Raw genomic sequence first — 17,535 nt, forward strand, 5'->3', positions numbered from 1 at the left:
CTGCTCCGGTCCGCGCGGGGGTCGTTGCGTTACGGGTGCTAAACAACCCCGCGGCTGTTGTCGAGCGCGGCGGGGGCTGCTAGGTGCCGGAGCGGAGCAGAGGACTGCCAGGAACGGAGTTTTCCATGAGCCAAGATTACGTCGTGAAGGACATCGCGCTGGCGGAGTTCGGGCGCAAGGAGCTCGATATCGCCGAGACCGAGATGCCGGGCCTCATGGCGCTCCGCGCGGAGTTCGGCGCAGCGAAGCCGCTGAAGGGCGCCCGGATCGCCGGATCGCTGCACATGACGATCCAGACCGCGGTGCTGATCGAGACGCTCCGCGAGCTCGGCGCGGACATCCGCTGGGCCTCGTGCAACATCTTCTCGACCCAGGATCACGCCGCGGCGGCGATCGCGAAGGCCGGCATTCCGGTCTTTGCGGTGAAGGGCGAGAGCCTTGCGGACTACTGGACCTATACCGACCGGATCTTCCAGTTTCCCGACGGCGCCAACCTCATCCTCGACGATGGCGGCGACGCGACGATGTATATCCTCACCGGTGCGCGGGTCGAGGCGGGCGAGACGGCGCTGATCGAGACGCCGGGCTCGGAGGAGGAGATTCACTTCTTCGCCCAGATCAGGAAGCGCATGGCCGAGACGCCGGGCTGGTTCACCGAACAGCGCGGCAAGATCCTCGGCGTTTCGGAAGAGACCACCACCGGGGTTCACCGGCTCTATCACCTGATGGAACAGGGCCTGCTGCCCTTCCCGGCGATCAACGTGAACGACAGCGTGACGAAGTCGAAGTTCGACAACAAGTACGGCTGCAAGGAAAGCCTCGTCGACGGCATCCGGCGCGCGACCGACACGATGATGGCGGGCAAGACCGCGGTCGTGCTCGGCTACGGCGACGTGGGCAAGGGCTCGGCCGCCTCGCTGCGCGGCGCGGGCGCGCGGGTGATGGTGACGGAAGTCGACCCGATCTGCGCGCTGCAGGCGGCGATGGACGGCTATGAAGTGGTGACGATGGACGATGCCGCGCCGCGCGCCGACATCTTCATCACCTGCACCGGCAACAAGGATGTCATCACCCTCGATCACATGCGGGCGATGAAGGACATGGCGATCGTCGGCAACATCGGGCATTTCGACAACGAGATCCAGGTTGCCGCGCTGCGCAACATGGTCTGGACCAACATCAAGGATCAGGTGGACATGATCGGGTTTCCCGACGGGAAGCGCATCATCCTGCTCTCCGAGGGGCGGCTGCTCAATCTCGGCAACGCGACCGGGCATCCCTCGTTCGTCATGTCGGCGAGCTTCACCAACCAGACGCTGGCGCAGATCGAGCTCTTCACCAAGGGCGGTCAGTACGAGAACCGGGTCTATGTGCTGCCCAAGCACCTCGACGAGAAGGTGGCGCGGCTGCATCTCGGCAAGATCGGCGTGAAGCTCTCGACGCTCTCACCCGAACAGGCCGCCTATATCGGCGTGACGCCGGACGGCCCGTTCAAGCCCGAACACTACCGCTACTGAGCGGCCAGGGCACCGCCGTCGCGCACGCGGCGGCGGGGTCTCGGGCCGGGCACGGCACCGGTTTCCGCCGGCATCTCCGCGGTGCGGCCGAAGAGGTCGGCGAGGCTGGCGGCATCGAAGGCGCCGCTCCAGAGAAAACCCTGGCCGAAGCCGACACCGTGGGTTTCGAGCGCGAGGCGCTGGCCCTCGGTCTCGACGCCTTCGGCCACCACACGCATCCCCATGATTCGGGCGATCTCGACGGTCGCGGCCACCACAGCACGGTCCGGGCGGCTCGAGACGAGGCCTATCACGAAGCTGCGGTCGAGCTTGATCTCGCTCACCGGCAGCTTCCTGAGATGTGCGAGCGAGGCGTGACCCATGCCGAAATCGTCGAGCGAGATCTCGAAGCCGAGATCGGCAATGGCATCGAGAATGAGCGGCACGGTGTCTGTGCCGCGGCCCATGAAGGCTTCCTCCGTCACCTCGATCACCACGCGCTCGGGCCCGACGCCGCTGACAGCCAGCGCACGGAGGCTTGCGAGCAGATCGACCGGTGATTTCAGGTCGAGCGGGTGGAGGTTGATCGCGATGCGACCGAGGTCGATCCCGGCCGCCTGCCAGCCGAGAATGTCGCCGCCGATCGTCTGCAGCACGGCATTGGTGACCGCGGGCAGCAGGCCGCGCTCGGCGGCGACCGGCAGGAACTCGGCGGGCGTGATCGGCCCGCGTTCGGGATGCTCCCAGCGCACCAGCGCCTCGGCCCCGGCATAGGCGCCGGTCGCGAGCTCGAAGATCGGCTGGTAGGCGAGGCGGATCTCGCGGCGGTCGAGCGCCTGCTGGAGCTGCACCTCGACCCAGTCCTGCCGCTCGATATGGGCGCGCAGCCTGGCATCGAAGAGGGTGAAATGCCCGCGCCCGGCCTCCTTGGCCCGCGCCAGCGCCATGTCGGCCTTGGCCAGCAGCATGCCGGGCTCCCGACCATTGCCGGGATAGACCACGCCACCGATCGAGGTGCCCGGAAAGACCTGGCGGCTGTCGAGCCAGGCGGGCTCCGCAAGGCCCTCGATGAGGTTATGCGCAAGCGCGGTTATGGCGTCCGGATCGGAGCGGTCCTGCACGATGATGGCGAATTCGTCGCCGCCGAGGCGGGCGAGCACGTCACGCGGCCCGAGGCGGGCGGCAAGCCTCCGGCCGACGAGCGCAAGCAGCGCGTCGCCGATCTGGTGGCCGAACGTGTCGTTGATGTTCTTGAACCGGTCGAGATCGAGCATGAAGACGGCGAATTTCGTGCCGGTGACCTCGGCCTCCGCGATCGCTTCGACGAGCCGGTCCATGAAGGCCTTGCGGTTGGGAAGGCCGGTGACGTGATCGACATAGGCGAGACGCGCGATGCGGTCATTGGCCTCCTCGAGCGCCTTGTGCGACGCATCCCGCTCGCGCGAGGTCTCGCCGACGCACCAGGCCGTGATCGCGAGATACCCGCCGAGCAGCATCGAGACCGCCGCGAGCGCCCATTCGGTGGCAAGGCCCACGTGCAGGGTAGAGAGGAGCAGGGCCGCGAGCACCGTTGTCTGATAGGCGAGGCAGGCCGCAAAGAACCGGTGGAGGATGAGCGTCGCGCCAGCAACCCTGCCGATACAGAGCACGATCGCGAGCATGCGCAGCTCGGACGGCGTGCCGGCGGTCGCGGTGACGAGCGCGAGCACGGCCCAGGGCGAAGCCGTCAGGATCGCGGCGAAGACGAGCTTCCGCAAGAGGCGGCGCGAGACGATATCGTCGTCATAGCGGGCAAGCGACAAGGCGACACTGGCGGCCAGCGCGCCGCAGATGAGTGTCAGCCCGCCCCAGATCGCCAGCGGCCCACCCCCGACCGACGGCCAGGCATATGTGACGAAGACCAGCACCGAGATCGCGCCGACAGCTGTCCCCTGGGGAACCCGCGCCATCACGGCCCGCAGGTCGCGCGGCTCCGGGCGCGTTCGCAGTGCCCGAAGGAAGGCACGCGTGCAGCCTTGTCGTTTTCGTCTCGTCATTTCCGGCAGCCCCCGGCGCGGTTCGTTGTCGGAAAACCGTTAGCGCGTGGAAGCAAACAACACCTTTCCGAAAGCCGATTTGATGCAGCTGCGAAAGCGCAATTTTGACGCGAATGCCGGAGAGATGTTCATTGACTGTTCTGCGGATTCTGGCATAGTCGGCAGCATCGATGGCCAAGGCAGAAGAGCCTGTTATCATACCATCGCCCTCCACAGCAGCACGGATTGCCTATTCCATTGCACCGAGGATCTTCGGATCCGAGGGTCGTGCGGGCCTGCGGAATTTCAGGAAAAGCGAATGTGCGCAGCTCTGCGGGTGTGGGGTTCGCCGAGCTTGTGCCGCGCACCTGGAAAGCCGCGTACTGGGGTCTATAGTCCGCACGTTGCTGTCGGGGGGGTTCCTTGAGGGGGGAATTCCCCCCGACGCATGTCCGGCGCCCTGCGCCGGAGCGGCGCAGGCCCGAAGGCCCGAAGGCCCCCGCCGCAACCGATCCGGATCAGCCGCCCAGACTGAGATTCACCACAGTGCCCGAGCTGTCGACCTCGCAGGTGCCGCGCTCGTCGCCATCCGTGTTCTGCAGGTTGTAGACGGCGTTGCCTTCCTGATTCGTCTCGAGGAACGTCGCAAGAACGTGGCTTGCCGGGATGTTGACCGATTCGGAGAATCGGTCCGTGCAGGCCTGCTGGCCGCTGGCGCCATCCGCGCCGCCACCGCCCGCACAGGCGGCAAGGGTGAGCGCCGCCGTTCCGGCAGCAAGAAACTTTGTAAGGCCCATCGTCGTTCTCCCTTTCGATGCCAGGCGGCAGCTTCGGCAGCCTAGCGGGGCGCACGCCGGCCGGGAAGAAAAACCCGCGCCATATGGTTCGGGACGGAGCGGTGGTCTAGTCTCGCCACCGGCGGGCCGGGGCGCTCGGCATGAGGGCAAGAGGGAAGGGACAGGAATGAGCGTCGGACTGCTCGCGCTACTCGATGATGTCGCAGGGCTCGCCAAGGTCGCGGCCGCCTCGGTCGACGACGTGATCGGCCATGCGGCCAAGGCTGGCGCGAAATCCGCCGGGGTCCTGATCGACGACGCCGCGGTCACGCCGCGCTATGTCGTGGGCTTTGCCGCCGAACGCGAACTGCCGATCATCGTGAAGATCACCAAGGGCTCGCTGCGCAACAAGCTCGTCTTCCTGCTGCCCATCGCGCTCCTGCTCGCACTCTTCGCGCCCTGGGCGATCACGCCGCTTCTGATGCTCGGCGGGCTCTACCTGTCCTATGAAGGGGCGGAAAAGGTCTACGAGGTGGTGGTGCCGCACAAGGCCCATGCGCATGAGGCGAAGACCGAACCCGCGCCTGCGGATGCCGCAGCGCTCGAGGATCAGAAGGTCAAGAGCGCGATCAACACCGATTTCATCCTCTCCGCCGAGATCATGGCGATCACGCTTTCGGCGATCCCCGACGGCAGCTTTCTCGTCCGCGCCGCGGCGCTGGCGCTGGTCGGGATATTCGTCACGCTCGGGGTCTATGGCTCTGTCGCGCTGATCGTGAAGGCCGACGACATCGGGCTGGCGCTGGCGCGGCGCGAGGGGGACGGGATCTTCACCCGGATCGGGCGCGCGGTGGGCGTGGGTCTGGTGCGGGGGATGCCGGTCTTCCTCCGCGTGCTCGCGGTGGTCGGCACCGCCGCCATGATCTGGGTCGGCGGCGGCATCCTGCTCCATGGGGTTGAGGCCTTCGGGCTCACGGCCCCGGCGCATTTCATCCATGAGCTTGCGGTGAAGGCGGGCCATGCCGTGCCCGAATCACTCACACCCGTGGTCGAATGGCTGGTGGGGGCTGCGGCTGCCGGTGCGATCGGGCTTGCGGTCGGGCTGCTGCTGATCCCGATCCTGCATGTGCTGGTGCCGCCGGTGATGAAGCTCTTCGGCCGCTGAGCTCAGGCGAGCGCGCCGATGGCGCGGCCCACCCGCACGACGCCGGCCTCGGCGGAGCTCTCGTCCTCTTCCCCTGCGAAACAGGCGATGGTGAGGGGCGGGGTGGCGTCCATCAGGTGATAGACCGCGTTCGTCGAGAACGGGCCGCCGCCTGAATGACCGAAGACGCGCCCTGCCCCGCTCATGCCACCCGCCATGAGCCCGAGGCCGTAGCCGGGCGTGCGCCAGGGCCGTGCACCCATCGGGCCGCCGACGGGCAGCGGGCGGCGCATCTCCTCCAGGGTTTCGGGCGCGACCAGCGCGCCCGTGGCAAGGCCGTGCACGAAACGCGCCGCCTCGAGCGCCGGGCCGATCAGGCAGCCGTGGTAGACCCAGCCGGGATCGTAGCCTTCGAGCGCGGGCCAGTGGACCGCGGCAAACGCTTCCGGCGTTTCGGCCAGTCGGGTGGAAGCGAGCCCGAGCGGCGCCGCGATCCTGCGGGCAAGGATCTCGGCAAGCGGAGCGCTCTCCTGTTCCTCGAGCCATTCGCGCAGGTAGAGATAGCCAATGTTGGAATAGGCAAAGCGCGTGCCGGGGGGCCAGGCCTGCGTTTCCGCGCCCGCGGCGGCGAGGAGCTGCCAGCGCTGCCAGGGCAGGTCGCCACGCCGCACCGCGAGGTGATAGGCCGCGAGCCCGCCATAATCGGGCAGGCCCGCGCGGTGCTGGAGGAGCTGGCGCAGGCTATAGGGCGCATCGGGCAGCGCGGCATCGAGATCGGCCTTGCCCGCCTCCGCGCGCTGCATCACGCAGGTTGCGATCGCGGTTTTCGTGAGGCTCCACCAGGGAAAGACCGGCCGGTCGCCGGTTTCGCCGCCCGTCCGGCCGCTCGTATCGATCCAGGCCGAATGAAGTTCGTGATCCGTCATGACGCAGAGGCTGGGCCGGCAGCCGGCGGCCTGTCAATCCCGCCGCGGAAAGGCACGATTTTTCCGCGCGAAGCCGGGCGCGGCCCGTTGACACTGCCCGGCGCGGGCGATACATCCCCGCCACTGACGGCACCTGCCCAGGTGGCGGAATTGGTAGACGCGCTGGCTTCAGGTGCCAGTTTCCGAAAGGAAGTGGAAGTTCGAGTCTTCTCCTGGGCACCAAGATCTCCGCGCGGGCCCGCGCGCCGCTGATTACGGGCGCGGCGACAGGGAGCGGACGGAGACCTCCATGGCAAACCACCTTCACAAGGGCGATCTGCCGGACGGGCTCGATCTCAGCCCCGTCGTTGCGATCGACAGCGAGACCATGGGGCTCGTGCCGCACCGCGACCGTCTCTGCCTCGTCCAGCTTTCCGCCGGTGACGGCGATGCGCACATGGTCCAGATCCGTCAGGGCCAGACCGAGGCGCCGAATCTCTGCAGGATGCTGGCCAATCCGAAGCAGCTCAAGCTCTTCCATTTCGGCCGGTTCGACATCGCGGTGCTGCTGCACCGCTTCGGTGTGCTGACCACGCCGGTCTACTGCACCAAGATCGCCTCGAAGCTCGTGCGGACCTATACCGACCGGCACGGGCTCAAGGAGCTCACCCGCGAGCTCATCGAGGTCGATATCTCGAAACAGCAGCAGTCGAGCGACTGGGGCGCGAAGGATCTGACGGCTGCGCAGCTCGAGTATGCCGCCTCGGACGTGCTCTACCTTCACCGGCTGAAGGCGGTGCTCGATGCCCGCCTCGCCCGCGAGGGCCGCACGGAGCTCGCGCGGGCCTGTTTCGACTTCCTGCCCCATCGCGCCGCGCTCGACATTGCGGGCTGGGACGAGCAGGACATCTTCGCACATTCCTGAAGGAGCGGGGCCGATGAAGCACGCGCCCACCCTGCCCGATCCCGAACGGCTCATCGCGACCGGGCGCCGCGTGATCGATGTCGAAGCCTCTGCGCTCGAGCTCTTGAGCGAATCGCTGGCGGACGGGCTCGGCGCACCGTTTGCCCGCGCGATCGAGGCCGTGCTGCGCGCGCCGGGGCGGCTCATCGTCTCGGGCATGGGCAAGTCGGGGCATGTCGCGCGCAAGATCGCCGCGACCTTCGCCTCGACCGGCACGCCGGCGATGTTCGTCCATCCCGCGGAGGCGAGCCACGGCGATCTCGGCATGATCACCACCGATGACGTGGTGATGCTGCTCTCCAATTCGGGTGAGACGGCCGAGCTTTCCGACATGATCGCCTATTGCCGCCGCTTCGGGATCCCGCTCATCGGCATCGCGAGCCGGGCCGAGAGCACGCTCATGCGCCAGTCGGACATCCGGCTCACCCTGCCGCCCGCAGCCGAGGCCTGTTCGGTCGGGCTCGCCCCCACCACCTCGACGACGATGACGCTCGCGCTCGGCGATGCGCTCGCGGTCGCCCTCATGGAGCATCGCGAGTTCACCCCGGAGGATTTCCGCGCCTTCCATCCCGGCGGTCGGCTCGGAGCGCGGCTCGCGACGGTCGGCCATCTCATGCACAGCGGCGAGGAACTGCCGCTCGTGCCCGCGGGCACCGGCATGGGCGAGGCGCTGATCGAGATGACGCGCAAGGGCTTCGGCGTCGTCGGCGTCACCGATGGCGCGGGGGCGCTGGCCGGGATCGTCACCGACGGCGACCTGCGGCGCAATCTCGACGGGCTGCTCGAGCGGCGGGTCGAGGACGTGATGACGCGCCATCCCTCGACGATCACGGCCGAGGCGCTGGCCTCCGAGGCGCTTGGGGTCATGAACGCGAAGAAGATCACCTGTCTCTTCGCCGTCGCCGGCGACGCGCCCAAGCGTCCGGTGGGCATCCTGCATGTGCACGACTGCCTGCGCGCCGGCGTGACCTGAGCCATGGCGCAGGGGCCGGGGCTGCACACACGGATCGTCGCCATCCTGAAGGTGGGCCTTCCGCTCATCGCCGCAGCCATGCTGCTGAGCATCTTCCTGATCCAGCCGGATGGGGATCAGGGTGGGGAGATCATCTTTTCCGAGACCGATCTCGACCGGCTCGGCCAGGGTCTGCAGATCAGCAACCCGACCTTCACCGGCACCACCCGCTCCGGCGACCGGTTCCGGTTCACCGCCGATCTGGTGCAGCCTGATGCCGCGCCGCCGACGCGGGCCTCGATCACCAATCTCGCGGGCGAGATCACCTTCGCCGACGGCCAGCGGCTCGACGTGACCGCGCAGGGCGGCGAACTCGAGATCGCAAGCCAGATCCTGGAGCTTGCGGGCGATGTGCGCCTCCAGGGCGCGAATGGCTACGATCTCGCCGCCGACCGGCTCTCGATCGACCTCGCGAAGGGCATCATCGAGGGCAGCGACGAGGTCCAGACCACCGGGCCGTTCGGCGATATCGCCTCGGGCACGCTTCGGATCGCGCCCTCGGGGGCGGAAAAGGATATCCGCCTCTTTTCATTCGGAAATGGCGTGCGTGTCATATACGATCCGCCCGACGCCGGAGCTCAGGACACGGATACGCCCAGATGATCGCCCGACACGCCCTTCTCCCGCTTGCCCTGCTCTCCCTGCTCGGGGGCCCTGTCGCCGCGCAGCAGACATCGGTCGCCTTCGGGACGGAGAAGATCGACACGAGCAAGCCGGTCGAGGTCTCGGCCGAGCATCTCGACCTCGATCAGGCCGCCGGAACCGCGGTCTTCACCGGCACCGTGCGGGTGGCGCAGGGGGTTCTGAAGATGGGCGCCGATCGCATCCAGGTCGAATATGCCGAGACCGAGGCGGGCCAGGGCGGGCAGATCTCGCGGCTGGAGGCCGAAGGGACGGTCACCGTCACCAATGGCCAGGAGGCGGCGGAGGCCGATCGCGCGACCTACGAGGTGGCCCGGGGGGTCATCGACATGCAGGGCAATGTCCTGCTGACCCAGGGGCCGAACGCACTGGCAAGCGAATCGATGCAGCTCGATCTCACCTCCGGCACGGCGCGGTTCGAGGGGCGGGTGCGCACCGTCTTCAATCCGGGCACCACGCAATGAGGGCTGTTCCCGACCCGGTGGTGGAAAGCCACGCGGCCGACGGCGGCCTCCATGTCATCGGGCTTGCCAAGAGCTACCGGCGGCGGCCGGTGCTGCGCGATGTCTCGCTCTCGGTACACCGCGGCGAGGTGGCCGCGCTGCTCGGGCCGAACGGTGCGGGCAAGACGACCTGCTTCTACGCCATCGCCGGTCTCGTGCCACCCGATGCGGGCACGGTCATGGTCGACGGGCGCGATGTCACCTGGCTGCCGATGTATCGCCGGGCGCGGATCGGCATCGGCTATCTGCCGCAGGAGGCCTCGATCTTCCGCGGGCTGACGGTGGCGGACAACATCCGCTCGATCCTCCAGCTCACCATCCGCGACCCGGAAAAACAGCACGAGATGCTCGACGAGCTCATGGGCGAATTCTCCATAACCCATCTGCGGCGCACCCCGGCGGTCGCGCTCTCGGGCGGCGAGCGGCGCCGCGTGGAGATCGCGCGCTGCCTTGCCTCGCAGCCGAAGTTCGTCCTGCTCGACGAGCCTTTCGCGGGCGTCGATCCGCTGGCGGTGAGCGACATCCGCGCGCTGGTGCGGCATCTCAAGGACCGCGGGATCGGGGTGCTCATCACCGATCACAACGTGCGAGAAACGCTGGAAATCGTGGATCGTGCCTATATCCTCCACGGCGGCAGCGTCCTGATGACGGGCACGCCCGAGGAGGTCGTTCAGGACGAAAATGTGCGGCGGGTCTACTTGGGTGAGAACTTCCAGATGTAGCCGGAATCGGCTGGCCCACGTCATGAAAGGGGAGCGCCCATGGCACTGAGCCCCCGCATGGAGTTCCGCCAGCAGCAGACGCTGGTGATGACCCCTCAGCTCCAGCAATCCATCAAGCTGCTGCAGATGTCGAATGTGGAGCTGGCGGAATATGTCTCGGCCGAGGTCGAGAAGAACCCCCTCATCGACATCCGGCCCGCAGCGCCGCTCACAGGCCCTGCAGCGCCCGGTGGCGGTGGATCGGGGGATACCACCGCCGACGACATGATCCAGCGTGTGGCGGCCGACACGACGCTCTGGGAGAACATCCAGGCCCAGCTCAGGTTCATGCGGCTCGACGAGGCGACGCTCGAGGCGGCCCTCATCCTCGCAGACGAGCTCGAGGACGACGGCTACCTGCGCGTGCCACCCCAGGAAATCGCGGAGCGGCACCGGCTCACCATGCCGCAGATCGCCCGCGGCCTCCGCGCGGTGCAGGCCTGCGAGCCGACGGGGGTCGGGGCGCGCACGCTCCAGGAATGCCTTGCGCTCCAGCTCCGCGAGCGCGACCGGCTGGATCCGGCGATGGAGGCGTTGCTCGCGAACCTCCATCTCACCGCAAAGGGGCGGCGGGAGGATCTCGAACGGCTCTGCGGCGTCGATGCCGAGGATATCTCCGACATGCTCGACGAGCTCCGCGCGCTCGATCCGAAACCGGGCCTGCGCTTCGGCGCGGCGCCCGTGCAGGCCGCGGTGCCGGATATCTACGTCACGCGGGGGCCCGCCGGGCTCTCGGTCGAGCTCAACACCGAAACCCTGCCCCGCGTGCTTGTCGACAACGCCTATGTCGCCGATCTTGGCAGCGACACCACGAGCGCCCGCGCCTTCATCTCCGAATGCCGCAGCAGCGCGAACTGGCTGGTGCGCGCGCTCGAGCAGCGGGCCCGGACCATCCTCAAGGTGGCAACCGAGATCGTGCTCCAGCAGGAGCGCTTCTTCAGCGATGGGGTCGCGGCGATGCGTCCGCTCACGCAGCGCGCGGTTGCGGACCGGATTGGTGTGCACGAATCGACCATCAGCCGAGTTGCCGCGAGCAAGTATCTGGCCTGCGATCAGGGGGTCTTCGAGCTGCGGTTCTTCTTCAGCTCCGCGATCCCGTCTGCCTCGGGCGGCGAGGCGCATTCGGCCACGGCGGTGCAGACCCGCATTCGCGCGATGGTGGAGGCGGAAAAGCCGGCGAAGCCGCTTTCGGACGATACGCTCGTCGCGCTCCTCAAGGAGGAAGGGATAGATATTGCGCGAAGGACGGTTGCGAAATACCGTACAGTGCTGGGCATACCTTCCTCGGTCGAGCGCCGGCGCAGAAAGATAGGTCTTTCCGGGATATAAAGGATTCCGGTGCACAACCTGCGCGGGCCTCGGCGGTTGACAAGACAAGGGAGCCCGTCCATAGGGTCCGCCCGTATTGGCAGATCCGAGCCGAGCCACAGGCATACGTTCGGGGGGGTAAGAAACACATGCGCATACAGGTCAGCGGAAAACAGATCGACGTGGGAGACGCGCTGCGTACTCACGTCGAGGACAGGCTCGAGGAAGCGGTCGGAAAATATTTCGACCGCCCCGTGGAGGCCGTCGTGACCTTTTCGAAGGAGGCGCACGAATTCGTCTCTGACCTTTCGGTACACCTTCCGACAGGGCTCACCGTTCAGGCAAAGTCGCGTGCGAACGAGATCTACGCCTCGTTCGAAGGCTGCACCGAGCGGATGGACAAGCAGCTGCGGCGCTACAAGCGCCGGCTGAAGGATCACCACCGCAGCCGCGAGAATCCGATCGAGGCCATCGGCGCCCCGTCCTACATCCTCGCCGGCAACGACCATGCGGAAGATGCGGAGCCCGAGACCCTGCAGCCGGTCATCATCGCTGAGATGGAGACGCGCGTCCCCAATCTCTCGGTCGGCGAGGCCGTGATGCAGATGGAACTCGCTGGCGCACCGCTTCTCGTTTTCCGCAACGAGAAACATGGCGGCGTGAATGTTGTCTACACCCGTGAAGACGGGAACATTGGCTGGATCGATCCGCGGAATTCCCAGTAGACACGATTTGTGGTAAGGGAGCCCAGTCGATGGAGCTTTCGGATATCATCAGCGTGGAGGCCGTAAGGGCTCCACTCAAGGCGACGAGCAAGAAGCGGCTGCTTCAGGACATCGCCGATATGGCGGAATCCGTCTACGGTCTGCCTTCCGCAGCCACCTACAGTGCTCTCATGGAACGCGAGGCGCTCGGCCCCACCGGGGTTGGGCGCGGTGTCGGCATTCCCCATGCCCGTTTCGGCGATGTGAAACAGGTGAAGGGGCTCTTCGTCCGGCTCGAGAAGCCCGTGGATTTCGAGGCGATCGACCGCCAGCCGGTCGATCTGGTCTTTGCCCTCTTCGCCCCTGAGGCGGCCGGGGCCGAGCATCTCAAGGCGCTTGCGCGGGTGTCGCGGACCCTGCGCAGCGAGGCGGTCTGCGCCAAACTCCGATCCACCTTCGAACCGTCGGCGCTCTACGCGATCCTGACGGAAGAGAGGGGCTCACAGGCGGCCTGAGCCCCGGGGGTCCCTCCGCCGAGGCGGACACCTCCGGGGCAGCCGCCCCATCCGGGGCACATCAGACCGGAACGAGCGCAAACAGAGAAACGCCCGGTGCAGGATCCTGCACCGGGCGTTTCTCTGTTTGGATGGCGGATATCAGCCGGGCCCGCCGGCAGGCGCGAAAGGCCGCCGGCCCCGAAACGGGCCGGCGTGCCCTATCGCACCTCAGACGGCGCGCATCGCCGGTTTCGGCACATCGACCTGGAGGTAGCCGCGCAGGAATTCCTCGAACTCCTCGCGCAGATCCTCGCGCGCCATGCCGAAGGCAACGGTCGCCTGGAGGTAGCCCGACTTCGAGCCGCAGTCGAAGCGGCGGCCCTTGAAGCGGTAGCCGTAGACGTTGTTGCTCCGCCCGATCTCGGCCGCGATGGCGTCGGTGAGCTGGATCTCTCCCCCGGCACCGGTGTCCATCGAATCGAGATTGGTCAGCACCTGCGGCGAAAGGATGTAGCGGCCGATCACGGCCATGTCGGAAGGTGCATCCTCGGGCTGCGGCTTCTCGACCATGCCGCGGACCTTCATCGAGGCGGCGGTGGCGTCCTCGACATCGAGGATGCCGTAGGAGGAAACGCGGCTGTGCTCGACTTCCATCGCCGCAACCATGTTGCCGCCGGTCTCGGCATAGGCTTCGACCATCTGCTGGAGGCAGGGGGTATCGGCGTCGATCACGTCATCGGGCAGGATCACCGCGAAGGGCTCGTCGCCGATGAGGCGGCGGGCGCACCATACCGCATGGCCGAGGCCGCGGCGCTCCTGCTGGCGGATGTAGGCAACGGCGCCGCTGCCCATGTTGGTCTGCTTGAGCAGTTCGATCAGGTGATGCTTCTTGCCGTCGAGCAGCGCCTGCTCGAGCTCGGGCGCGCTGTCGAAGTAATCCTCGAGCGCGCTCTTGCCGCGGGACGTCACGAAGATGAACTCCTTGATCCCGGCAGCGCGTGCTTCGTCGATCGCGTATTGCACGAGCGGCCGATCGACCAGAGGAAGAATTTCCTTAGGCACGGACTTCGTCGCCGGAAGGAAACGTGTCCCGAAACCCGCTACGGGAAGGACCGCCTTGGTCACTCGATTTGTCATCCCAATCCCCATCACTCAAAGAACCCAAACCCGGACGGACCGGGTTATCTTACCGTGGCTGGCTAACACGAATCCTCTCCGATTTCCCATAAGATTCTTGCTGCAACGCGTTAAGTGCTGAACGAAGTGTTTTGTTTCAAGAAATGCCCAATTCCCTGAATATACCCTCAACGCGATCAATATCGGAAGGATTATTCACCTCCCAGAATGCACGACCCTGGCCATCCACCTCGACGCAGCGCACCAGGACGCCGTTCTCCATGAAGCGGAGCTGCTCCAGCCCTTCCCAGCCCTCCAGGTGCCCCGGCGCCCAGTCTGCATAGGCCAGAAGCGCCGCCGGACGGTAGGCATAGACGCCGACATGGTGGAAGACGGGGATCTCGTCGCCCTCACCCAGCACGCGCCCGGTGAAGGGAAGGACCTCCTTGGAAAAATACAAGGCGTTGTGATTGCGGTCGAATACCGCGGTCGTTCCGCCGACCCGTCCGTGGCGGCGATCCTCGAGAAAACCGGCCAGCGCGGCGGCATCGCAGCGCAGCACGGGCGTCGCCACCGGGCAGGAGGGATCGGCCTCCATTGCCGCGACGAGCGCGGAGACGAACCAGTGCGGCGTGAGGGGCGCATCGCCCTGGAGATTGACGACGATATCGTGCTCCGAGCCGATGGCTTCGACCACCGCCGCGCAGCGTTCGGTGCCGTTGCGGCAGCTTTCCGGCGTCATCACCACTTCGGCGCCAAAGGCGCGGGCGGCGGCGGCGATCCGCTCGTCGTCCGTCGCCACGACGACCCGGGCGATGCCCGGCACCGACATCGCCGCATCCCAGCTCCGGCGCACAAGGCTGCGCGCCTCGCCCGTCGCCCCGCGCAATTCGGCCAGCGGCTTGCCGGGATAGCGGGTCGAGGCGTAGCGGGCCGGGATGACAATGAGAACGGACATGCGCGTTCAGCCCTTCAGCAGGTCGATCCCCGGCGCGGTCGCGATGAAGAACGGGTTCTCGAAGCCACCCTTGCCATAAATGAGCGGCTCATGGCTGTCGAAACGCACCACGCGGCCGCCGGCGCCGAGGAGCACGGCCTGACCCGCCGCGGTGTCCCACTCCATGGTCCGGCCGAGGCGCGGATAGAGATCGGCCTCGCCCGCCGCCACGAGGCAGAACTTGAGCGACGACCCGGCGGAGCGGAAATCCGAGACCTTGTACCGATTGATGTAGTCATCGGTCGCCTGATCGCGGTGCGACTTCGAGGCGACGACGACGAGCGCCTCCGGATCCGGTGTCGAGACCGAAAGCGGCGTGGTCGCGCCGGGTGCCGCCGGATCATGCGGCGCGGCTTCCTCGACGGTGCGGCCATCGGCGTCGGTATAGAACAGGCGTTCCTTGGCCGGGGCATAGACGACGCCGCGGGTCGGCACGCCGTTCTCGATCAGCGCGATGTTGACGGTGAAATCGCCGCGGCGCTTGATGAATTCCTTGGTTCCGTCGAGCGGGTCGACGAGGAAGAAGACAGGGTGTGCCTGCCCGTGGGTATCGGCCTGCTCCTCGGTGACGATCGGGATCTCGGGATGCGCCGCCTTGAGGCCCGCAGAGATCAGCCGGTCGGCGAGTTCGTCGGCCTCGGTCACCGGAGACTCGTCGGATTTCGAGCGGACCTCGAAATCGTCGCGGTTGTAGACCTCGAGAATGGCCGACCCGGCCTCGAGCGCGAGCTTGCGGATGGTGGCGACGATACCTGCATAATCCATGAACCTGGAACCCTTCTGACCGGACTGGGCGGCACGGGCAGCAGCCAGACGCGCCGCGATTGTCATATCGAGGCAGCTATGGACCAGCCGCGCGCATTTTGTAAACATCCGATCCAGACACCCTGCGAGCGCGGCACGCCGGTGCGCGCAAACCTGCCAAGGAGGATATCCCGCCCATGACGGACACCATGCCGCACGGCGAGCTTACGCTGCAGACCATTGCCATGCCTGCGGACACCAACGCGAATGGCGATATCTTCGGCGGCTGGCTCATGTCCCAGATGGACCTCGGCTCCTCCGTGCTGGCACGCACCCGGGCGCGGGGGCGCGTCGCGACGATCGCGGTCGATGGCATGACCTTCCAGCAGCCGGTGCGCGTCGGGGACATTCTCACGATCTACGCCGAGATGGTCCGCGAGGGCACGACCTCGATGACCATCTGCGTCGAGGCCTGGATCCGGCGGCAGCCTTCGGGCGAGCATTGCCGGGTGACGCAGGCCCGGTTCATCTTCGTCGCGGTGGACGAGGCGGGCCGGAAACGCCCGCTGCCGGAACTGGGCCAGCCTTGAGATCCCCCCTGCGCCCGGCAATCGCCGCACTCGTCCTCGCGCCCGCTGCCGCCGGCGCGATCCAGCTTCCGGCGCTCTTCGAGGTGATCGGCGTGCCGCCCGGCAGCGTGCTGGTGGTCCATGCCGAACCCGATCCGGCGAGCGAGGAGCTCGGGTTCCTGCCCGCGGACGGCCGCGGCATCGAGGTTGTCGCAACCGATCCCGATGGCCGCTGGGCACGTATCAACATGCACGAGCACACCGGCTGGGTCGCGCAGGAGAACCTGCAGCTGAGCAATCCGGTCTGGAGCGACACCACGGCGCCACAGGTGCTCGCCTGCTTCGGCACCACGCCGCGCTGGTGGTTCCAGATCCTTGACGACGGCGCCTCGCTTGCCCTCCCCGACAATCTCGAGCACGGCTTCGATATCGTCGCGCGCATATCTCCCGAAGATTCCGGGAGCGCCGCGCGGATGATCCTTGCCGAAAATGACGGGAGCCGGGCGACGCTCAGCCTCACCGCCGCCGACTGCAGCGAGAGCGCGGCCGGGGTGCATCGCTACGGGCTTGCGGCAAATCTCCTGCTCGAAACCGGAAACAGCCTGCAACTCCTCGCCGGCTGCTGCTCGCTCACGCGCTGAGCTCAGTCCACCACGCGCAGGGTGAGATTGATCCGGCCGCCCTTCGGAAGCAGGCGACTGCCGCCGAAGGCGATGCGGTCGATGCCGTGATAGGAGAGCCGGGCCGCACCGCCGATCACCACCACATCGCCACTTTCGAGCGGAATCGAGCGGGAAGGATCGCTGCGTTCCGGGCCTCCCATGCGAAACCGCGCCGGATCGCCGAGGCTGATCGAGAGCACCGGCCAGGAGAAGTCCGCCTCGTCGGCATCTCGGTGAAGCCCCATCTTCGCCCCCGCGCCATAATAGTTGACGAGACAGCAGTCGGGATCGCGCGCCCTGCTGCCGTACGTGCGCCAGAGCGCGAGCACGCTTTCCGGGATCGGTGGCCAGGGCACGCCGGAGGGATGGCGCTCAACATACCGGTAGCCGCGGCGATCGCTGAACCAGCCGTAGCGCCCGGCCGAGGTCATCCGCACGCTCATCCGCCGGCCTCCGCGGGTCTCGGGCGAAAAGAACGGCGCCGCGGCGGCAACCGCCCGGATATCCGCGACAAGCCGCTCCTGCGCGTCGGCCGGGATCGCGCCCTGATGAATGATAAATCCGCGATCTTCGATCATTTCCGCCGACAAACCGCTCGAAAAAACGCCGGAGCCCGCCCGCCGGACTGCTTGCAGGGCCAGAATACCGATCCTATATACCTGCAGACCCCGGGATCCGCACGAAATCGTGAGGCCCGGTCAAGGGATGCGGGGCGGGGGC

Annotated in this window: 19 protein-coding genes and 1 tRNA gene; 13 read left to right on the plus strand and 7 right to left on the minus strand. The window is 67.1% G+C overall.

The genetic code is table 11. The features are described from left to right. Positions 1–125: 125 nt before the first annotated feature. The gene (gene ahcY, locus ACF66B_RS11945) at positions 126–1,517 is read left to right on the plus strand and encodes an adenosylhomocysteinase (protein ID WP_111429460.1); all 1,392 of its coding nucleotides are present in this window, start codon (positions 126–128) and stop codon (positions 1,515–1,517) included. Here the strand turns inward: ahcY and ACF66B_RS11950 are convergent. Together ACF66B_RS11950 and ACF66B_RS11955 are read right to left on the minus strand one after the other, a co-directional pair. After that, positions 1,511–3,445, minus strand: a complete 1,935-nt coding sequence (locus ACF66B_RS11950; RefSeq protein WP_162683224.1) for an EAL domain-containing protein — start codon at positions 3,443–3,445, stop codon at positions 1,511–1,513. The two genes, ahcY and ACF66B_RS11950, sit on opposite strands and share 7 nt — an antisense overlap. A gap of 584 nt (positions 3,446–4,029) precedes the next feature. After that, positions 4,030–4,308, minus strand: coding sequence for a hypothetical protein (locus ACF66B_RS11955; RefSeq protein WP_111429458.1), 279 nt, complete (start codon positions 4,306–4,308; stop codon positions 4,030–4,032). A 166-nt stretch (positions 4,309–4,474) separates the two neighbouring features. Between ACF66B_RS11955 and ACF66B_RS11960 the strand changes: the two genes are divergently transcribed. Continuing rightward, positions 4,475–5,452, plus strand: a complete 978-nt coding sequence (locus tag ACF66B_RS11960) for a DUF808 domain-containing protein (RefSeq protein ID WP_111429457.1) — start codon at positions 4,475–4,477, stop codon at positions 5,450–5,452. 2 nt (positions 5,453–5,454) lie between these two features. On the opposite strand, the gene ACF66B_RS11965 is transcribed toward ACF66B_RS11960, so the two are convergent. Further along, entirely contained in the window at positions 5,455–6,357 is a 903-nt protein-coding gene (locus ACF66B_RS11965; RefSeq protein WP_111429456.1) for a serine hydrolase domain-containing protein, read from the minus strand. A gap of 135 nt (positions 6,358–6,492) precedes the next feature. On the opposite strand from ACF66B_RS11965, the gene ACF66B_RS11970 reads away from it, so the two are divergent. From ACF66B_RS11970 to ACF66B_RS12010, 9 genes are all read left to right on the plus strand, one after another. Next, a tRNA-Leu gene (locus tag ACF66B_RS11970) sits at positions 6,493–6,579 on the plus strand. Positions 6,580–6,646: 67 nt separating this feature from the next. Further along, positions 6,647–7,261, plus strand: coding sequence for a ribonuclease D (locus tag ACF66B_RS11975; RefSeq protein WP_111429455.1), 615 nt, complete (start codon positions 6,647–6,649; stop codon positions 7,259–7,261). Between the two features lie 13 nt (positions 7,262–7,274). Beyond that, on the plus strand, positions 7,275–8,273 hold the full coding sequence (locus ACF66B_RS11980) for a KpsF/GutQ family sugar-phosphate isomerase (protein WP_111429454.1): 999 nt from the start codon (positions 7,275–7,277) through the stop codon (positions 8,271–8,273). 3 nt (positions 8,274–8,276) lie between these two features. Then, positions 8,277–8,915 (plus strand): LPS export ABC transporter periplasmic protein LptC, encoded by a 639-nt coding sequence (gene lptC / locus ACF66B_RS11985; RefSeq protein WP_111429453.1) that lies wholly within the window; start codon positions 8,277–8,279, stop codon positions 8,913–8,915. Next, positions 8,912–9,418 (plus strand): LptA/OstA family protein, encoded by a 507-nt coding sequence (locus ACF66B_RS11990; protein ID WP_111429452.1) that lies wholly within the window; start codon positions 8,912–8,914, stop codon positions 9,416–9,418. The genes lptC and ACF66B_RS11990 overlap by 4 nt, the downstream gene beginning before the upstream one ends. Beyond that, a complete protein-coding gene (gene lptB, locus ACF66B_RS11995; RefSeq protein ID WP_111429451.1) occupies positions 9,415–10,179 on the plus strand; it encodes an LPS export ABC transporter ATP-binding protein in 765 nt (254 codons plus the stop codon). Before ACF66B_RS11990 ends, lptB begins: the two co-directional genes overlap by 4 nt. Before the next feature lie 39 nt (positions 10,180–10,218). Then, positions 10,219–11,547, plus strand: a complete 1,329-nt coding sequence (rpoN, locus tag ACF66B_RS12000) for an RNA polymerase factor sigma-54 (RefSeq protein WP_111429450.1) — start codon at positions 10,219–10,221, stop codon at positions 11,545–11,547. A gap of 128 nt (positions 11,548–11,675) precedes the next feature. Then, entirely contained in the window at positions 11,676–12,251 is a 576-nt protein-coding gene (hpf, locus tag ACF66B_RS12005) for a ribosome hibernation-promoting factor, HPF/YfiA family (protein ID WP_111429449.1), read from the plus strand. A gap of 29 nt (positions 12,252–12,280) precedes the next feature. Then, entirely contained in the window at positions 12,281–12,745 is a 465-nt protein-coding gene (locus ACF66B_RS12010) for a PTS sugar transporter subunit IIA (RefSeq protein ID WP_111429448.1), read from the plus strand. Between the two features lie 210 nt (positions 12,746–12,955). On the opposite strand, the gene galU is transcribed toward ACF66B_RS12010, so the two are convergent. From galU to cysQ, 3 genes are all read right to left on the minus strand, one after another. After that, entirely contained in the window at positions 12,956–13,864 is a 909-nt protein-coding gene (galU, locus tag ACF66B_RS12015; RefSeq protein WP_111429447.1) for a UTP--glucose-1-phosphate uridylyltransferase GalU, read from the minus strand. Between the two features lie 136 nt (positions 13,865–14,000). Continuing rightward, positions 14,001–14,801: a manno-octulosonate cytidylyltransferase gene (locus ACF66B_RS12020; protein ID WP_111429446.1), complete on the minus strand. Its 801-nt coding sequence runs from the start codon at positions 14,799–14,801 to the stop codon at positions 14,001–14,003. Positions 14,802–14,807: 6 nt separating this feature from the next. After that, a complete protein-coding gene (cysQ, locus tag ACF66B_RS12025) occupies positions 14,808–15,605 on the minus strand; it encodes a 3'(2'),5'-bisphosphate nucleotidase CysQ (protein WP_111429445.1) in 798 nt (265 codons plus the stop codon). A 176-nt stretch (positions 15,606–15,781) separates the two neighbouring features. Between cysQ and yciA the strand changes: the two genes are divergently transcribed. Further along, positions 15,782–16,174, plus strand: coding sequence for an acyl-CoA thioester hydrolase YciA (gene yciA, locus ACF66B_RS12030; protein WP_111429444.1), 393 nt, complete (start codon positions 15,782–15,784; stop codon positions 16,172–16,174). Next, a complete protein-coding gene (locus ACF66B_RS12035) occupies positions 16,171–16,794 on the plus strand; it encodes a hypothetical protein (protein ID WP_111429443.1) in 624 nt (207 codons plus the stop codon). The genes yciA and ACF66B_RS12035 overlap by 4 nt, the downstream gene beginning before the upstream one ends. Before the next feature lie 2 nt (positions 16,795–16,796). Here ACF66B_RS12035 and ACF66B_RS12040 read toward each other — a convergent pair whose 3' ends face one another. Continuing rightward, the gene (locus tag ACF66B_RS12040; protein WP_111429442.1) at positions 16,797–17,393 is read right to left on the minus strand and encodes an alpha-ketoglutarate-dependent dioxygenase AlkB; all 597 of its coding nucleotides are present in this window, start codon (positions 17,391–17,393) and stop codon (positions 16,797–16,799) included. Positions 17,394–17,535 lie beyond the last annotated feature (142 nt).

Source organism: Amaricoccus sp. B4, from assembly GCF_043226085.1.
Classification (GTDB): Bacteria; Pseudomonadota; Alphaproteobacteria; order Rhodobacterales; family Rhodobacteraceae; genus Amaricoccus.

Bases quoted from the DNA above. Each gene is read 5' to 3' on its own strand.
- galU (WP_111429447.1), bottom strand. From the start codon at position 13,864: ATGACAAATCGAGTGACCAAGGCGGTCCTTCCCGTAGCGGGTTTCGGG.
- lptC (WP_111429453.1), top strand. From the start codon at position 8,277: ATGGCGCAGGGGCCGGGGCTGCACACACGGATCGTCGCCATCCTGAAG.
- lptB (WP_111429451.1), top strand. From the start codon at position 9,415: ATGAGGGCTGTTCCCGACCCGGTGGTGGAAAGCCACGCGGCCGACGGC.
- hpf (WP_111429449.1), top strand. From the start codon at position 11,676: ATGCGCATACAGGTCAGCGGAAAACAGATCGACGTGGGAGACGCGCTG.
- yciA (WP_111429444.1), top strand. From the start codon at position 15,782: ATGACGGACACCATGCCGCACGGCGAGCTTACGCTGCAGACCATTGCC.
- ACF66B_RS11975 (WP_111429455.1), top strand. From the start codon at position 6,647: ATGGCAAACCACCTTCACAAGGGCGATCTGCCGGACGGGCTCGATCTC.
- ACF66B_RS11980 (WP_111429454.1), top strand. From the start codon at position 7,275: ATGAAGCACGCGCCCACCCTGCCCGATCCCGAACGGCTCATCGCGACC.
- ACF66B_RS12040 (WP_111429442.1), bottom strand. From the start codon at position 17,393: ATGATCGAAGATCGCGGATTTATCATTCATCAGGGCGCGATCCCGGCC.
- cysQ (WP_111429445.1), bottom strand. From the start codon at position 15,605: ATGGATTATGCAGGTATCGTCGCCACCATCCGCAAGCTCGCGCTCGAG.
- ACF66B_RS12020 (WP_111429446.1), bottom strand. From the start codon at position 14,801: ATGTCCGTTCTCATTGTCATCCCGGCCCGCTACGCCTCGACCCGCTAT.
- ACF66B_RS11955 (WP_111429458.1), bottom strand. From the start codon at position 4,308: ATGGGCCTTACAAAGTTTCTTGCTGCCGGAACGGCGGCGCTCACCCTT.
- ACF66B_RS11950 (WP_162683224.1), bottom strand. From the start codon at position 3,445: ATGGCGCGGGTTCCCCAGGGGACAGCTGTCGGCGCGATCTCGGTGCTG.
- ACF66B_RS11960 (WP_111429457.1), top strand. From the start codon at position 4,475: ATGAGCGTCGGACTGCTCGCGCTACTCGATGATGTCGCAGGGCTCGCC.
- ahcY (WP_111429460.1), top strand. From the start codon at position 126: ATGAGCCAAGATTACGTCGTGAAGGACATCGCGCTGGCGGAGTTCGGG.
- rpoN (WP_111429450.1), top strand. From the start codon at position 10,219: ATGGCACTGAGCCCCCGCATGGAGTTCCGCCAGCAGCAGACGCTGGTG.
- ACF66B_RS12010 (WP_111429448.1), top strand. From the start codon at position 12,281: ATGGAGCTTTCGGATATCATCAGCGTGGAGGCCGTAAGGGCTCCACTC.
- ACF66B_RS11990 (WP_111429452.1), top strand. From the start codon at position 8,912: ATGATCGCCCGACACGCCCTTCTCCCGCTTGCCCTGCTCTCCCTGCTC.
- ACF66B_RS11965 (WP_111429456.1), bottom strand. From the start codon at position 6,357: ATGACGGATCACGAACTTCATTCGGCCTGGATCGATACGAGCGGCCGG.